The organism is Leucobacter sp. M11, from assembly GCF_035726885.1.
Lineage (GTDB): Bacteria > Actinomycetota > Actinomycetes > Actinomycetales > Microbacteriaceae > JAPFRB01.
Genome location: NZ_JAPFRB010000006.1, coordinates 47,466 through 51,467, shown reverse-complemented (window position 1 = coordinate 51,467; position 4,002 = coordinate 47,466). Strand labels below are relative to the sequence as shown.

General features: G+C 74.0%; 3 protein-coding genes and 1 pseudogene. 1 reads left to right on the top strand and 3 read right to left on the bottom strand.

Annotation, left to right across the window (positions count from 1 at the left end; all coding sequences use genetic code 11):
- The 3 genes and pseudogenes from OOT08_RS17280 to lipB all read right to left on the bottom strand — a co-directional run.
- Positions 1-1,110, bottom strand: a 1,110-nt coding sequence (locus tag OOT08_RS17280; RefSeq protein WP_325094091.1) for a glycosyltransferase, incomplete at its 3' end; no start/stop codon positions are given.
- 36 nt (positions 1,111-1,146) lie between these two features.
- Positions 1,147-2,106, bottom strand: a pseudogene (lipA, locus tag OOT08_RS17275) (lipoyl synthase).
- Between the two features lie 110 nt (positions 2,107-2,216).
- Complete coding sequence (gene lipB / locus OOT08_RS17270) at positions 2,217-2,960, bottom strand: lipoyl(octanoyl) transferase LipB (protein ID WP_325094090.1); 744 nt, start codon at positions 2,958-2,960, stop codon at positions 2,217-2,219.
- A gap of 129 nt (positions 2,961-3,089) precedes the next feature.
- Between lipB and OOT08_RS17265 the strand changes: the two genes are divergently transcribed.
- Positions 3,090-4,002: NUDIX hydrolase (locus tag OOT08_RS17265; RefSeq protein ID WP_325094089.1), on the top strand; the 913-nt coding region annotated here is incomplete at its 3' end.

Sequence of the window (4,002 nt, the reverse complement as noted above, 5' to 3'; positions counted from 1 at the left end):
CCGGAGCACTCCCAGGATCGCGCTGCCCCACTCGGCGGGGTCGTCGCCGCTCAGGAGGACGCCGGTTTCCCCGTTGCGAACCGCTTCCCGGAGCCCGCCCGTGTCCCGGGCGATCACGGGGACGCCGGACGCGGCGGCTTCGAGAGCGACGAGGCCGAAGGTCTCCGAGTGCGAGGGGATCACGACGAGGTCGGCTGCGCGGATGCGCGCGGCGAGATCCTCCCGGGTCAGGGCTCCCGCGATGTCGGTGCGCTCGGCCATTCCGGCGGCCGCGATGGCGGCGCGCAGGCTCCGCAGGTAGCCGTCGCCGTCGGGCGGGGGTGCGCCGATGATGCCGAGGGACGGGCGCTCGCGCTCGGGCAGGGCGGCGAGCGCGGCGACCGCCAGGTCGATGCCCTTGAGCGGGTGCAGGCGTCCGATCACGAGGACCTCGGGCCGGGCATCGGGCCGGGCGGCCTCCGCGCGTGCCGCGCGCTCCCGGTCGGACAGGGGGCGAAACACTGCCGGATCCACGCCCGGGGGCACGACCCGCACGCGGTCCGGATCCCCGGCGAGGCGGTCGATGACGGTGCGCCGCTCGGCCTCGCTGACCGTGATCACGAGATCGGCCGCGCGGGCGAGCCGTTCCTCGCCCGCGCGCCTCCCGGGCGATTCGGGTCGTTCGCCGTCCGCGAGCGGGCTGAGTGGGTCGGCGGCGATGCTATGAAAGCTCTGCACGAGGGGCACGCCGAGGGCGCGGGCACCGGGGAGCGCGGCGATGCCGGAGAACCAGTGGTGCGCGTGGAGCACGTCCGGGCGGTGCGCCGTCAGGTGCTCGGCGAGGGCCGTGCCGAAGGCGCCGATCAGCGCCTCGTGCTCGCCCTTGGCGAGGAGCCGGGGGTCCCCCGCGTCCAGGTGTCGAATCGTGAGGCCGGGCTCCAGCTCGCTCGCGGCGGGCTGCCCCGGATCGCTGCGTCGGGTGAGCAGCTCGACGCGGTGTCCGAGCCGCGCGAGTTCCCGGGCCTGGGCGAGCACCACCACGTTCATCCCGCCGGCGTCCTTGGTGCCGGGGGCGTCGAGTGGGGACGTGTGCAGGACGACGAAGGAAACGCTCAGGGGCGATGGGGCCATGCGTCGAGCGTCACCCGCACGGCCCCGACCCGGGCCCTAGACGGCCTGTGCGAATTCCCGGCGGTCCTCGGCGAGGCGGGCCAGGTGGGCGGGCAGCTCCCGCCCGTGGGCCCGCATGGTCTGGGCCCAGAGCCGACCGGCGCGGTAGGAGGAGCGCACGAGGGGCCCCGCGAGCACGCCGAGGAAGCCGATCGCTTCGGCCTCCTCCTTGAAGGCGACGAATTCCTCGGGGCGGACCCAGCGATCCACGGGCAGGTGCCGGGGCGTGGGGCGCAGGTACTGGGTGAGCGTGATGATGTCCGTGCCCGCCGCGTGGAGGTCCCGGAGCGCCTGGCTGACCTCCTCGTCCGTCTCGCCCATCCCGAGGATCAGGTTGGACTTGGTGATCATCCCGGCGTCTCGCGCCTGGGTGAGGACCCCGAGGGAGCGCTCGTAGCTGAACGCCGGGCGCACCCGCTTGAAGATCCGGGGCACCGTCTCCACGTTGTGCGCGAACACCTCGGGCTTCGCGTCGAAGACCTGCTGGAGGTGCTCCGGCCTGCCGGAGAGATCGGTCACCAGGATCTCGACGCCGGTCTCGGGGTTCAGCTCGTGAATTTTCCGCACGGTTTCGGCGTGCAGCCACGCCCCCTCGTCCGGGAGGTCGTCGCGGGCCACCCCGGTCACGGTGGCGTAGCGCAGCCCCATCGTCCGCACGGATTCGGCAACCCGCAGCGGCTCGCCCGTGTCGTAGTCGGCGGGTTTGCCGGTGCCGATCTGGCAGAAGTCGCAGCGTCTGGTGCACTCGGAGCCGCCGATGAGGAAGGTGGCCTCCCGGTCCTCCCAGCACTCGAAGATGTTGGGGCAGCCGGCCTGCTAGCACACCGTGTTGAGTTTCTGGGAGCGCACCAGGTCGCTGACCGCGCGATACTCGGGCCCCTGGCGGGCGCGGGTCTTGATCCACTCGGGTTTGCGCTCGATGGGCGTCTCCGCGTTGCGCACCTCCAGGCGGAGCAACTTTCGTCCGCCGGGCGCCCCGGGCGGCGCGGGCGCCGCGGCGCTGGGCCGGGAGCCGCAGCCGGCGGCTGGCCCGCATCCCGTGGCGGTGGCGGCGTGTGGGGCTTCGGTCATGACGGCGTCCTGTCGTGTTGGGGGTGGCGCGCGATGGGCTTCGTGCGCGATGGGGTCAGCTCGGGCACGGGCCCCGGCCGCGGGCTGAGGTCGCGCAGGACGCCGATTCCCGCGGCGACGAGCGCCGTGGAGAGCAGGTCTCGCACGGCGGGGGCGAACTCGGCCGGGGTGATCGTGCGCTCCGCCTCAACGGAGAGGGTCGTGATCCCCGCGTCCTCGATCCCGCAGGCGGTGATGTGCGCGTAGGGCTCCAGCTCATTCGAGCAGTTGATCGCGAACCCGTGCATCGTGACGCCGCTGGCGACCCGGAGGCCGATCGCGGCGATCTTGTTGTGCCGCCCGTCCGCCCCGACCCAGACCCCGGAGCGCCCGGCGATCCGCTCCCCCGTGATGCCAAAGTCGGCGAGGGCCGCAATGATCGCCCCCTCCAGGAGCCGGACGAAGGCCACCACCTGGCGGGGCTCGGGGAGACGCACGATGGGGTAGCCGATGAGCTGCCCGGGGCCGTGCCAGGTGATGCTGCCGCCGCGATCAACGTCAACGACGGGGGTGCTCCCCCCGGGTCGGTGCTCGGGCCGGGTGCGGGTCCCCGCCGTGTAGACGGGACGGTGCTCGCAGAGGATCAGGGTGTCGGGTCGGCTGCCCGCGACCACCCCCGCGTGGACGCTGCGCTGGAGCGCCCAACCCTCGGGGTACTCGAGGAAATCGGGCGCGTATCCGGGGGTGAGGATCGTGACCATGCGGCCACCCTAGCATTAAGTGGACGCTGACCATTTAATCCTTTACCGCGGACGAGTGTCCCCCGCCCGCCCCTCAAGATCCACCCCGAATCCGGGCCGGAAGGGCCCGCGGACGGGTAGCCTGTGGCCATGAGCCACCGCAGCGATCCCACGCCCCAGAGCCCGCCGCAGCCCGGACCTCCGGAGCCCGCGGACGACGCGAGCGCCCCGCTGACCCCCGACGAGCGCCGGGCGCAGGAGCACCGGAGCCGCCCGGTGCGGGACGCGGGCGATGCCTGGGTCACCGCCGCTGACGGCAAGCGCTACTGGGGCACCTTCGGGGCCGCGGGCCTGCTCGCGTATGACGCGGCGCGGGACGCGATCCTGTTGCAACACCGGGTGAGCTGGAGCGACCACGGGGGCACCTGGGGCGTGCCCGGCGGGGCTCGGCTCGCGGGCGAGAGCGCCGCGCACGCCGCGATCCGCGAGTCCGGCGAGGAGGCCGGCGTCCCCGAGGACGCGGTGCGACACCGCTTCACCCACCTCCTGGACCGGGGCGGCTGGACCTACGCGACCATCGTCGCCGAGGTCACGACCCCCTTCGAGCCCGAGATCACCGATCCCGAGAGCGTCGCGCTCGAGTGGGTGCCCCTCGCCGAGGTCGAGACGCACCCCCTGCACCCGGGCTTCGCGGCGGGGTGGCCCAGCCTGCGCGCTCTGCTGGGCGGCGTCCCCACCGTGCTCGTCGACGCGGCGAACGTTGTCGGCTCCGTGCCGAACGGCTGGTGGCGGGATCGGGCGGGAGCCGCCGAGCGCCTGAGGAACCGGCTCGCCCGGCTCGCGTCCACCCCCGTTGCCGCGCGCCTGCTCGGCTTCCCAGAGGCGCTCCCCGGCATCACCGAGGCCTCGCCCGAGTGGGTGCTGGTCACGGAGGGCCGGGCCAGAGGCCTAGCCGAGGCACCGGGCGTGCGCGAGGTGGCCGCCCCCGGCCCCGGCGACGACGCGATCGTTTCCGAGGCCGCTGCCCTCGTCGCGGGCGGCAGCCGGGTCGCGGTCATCACGA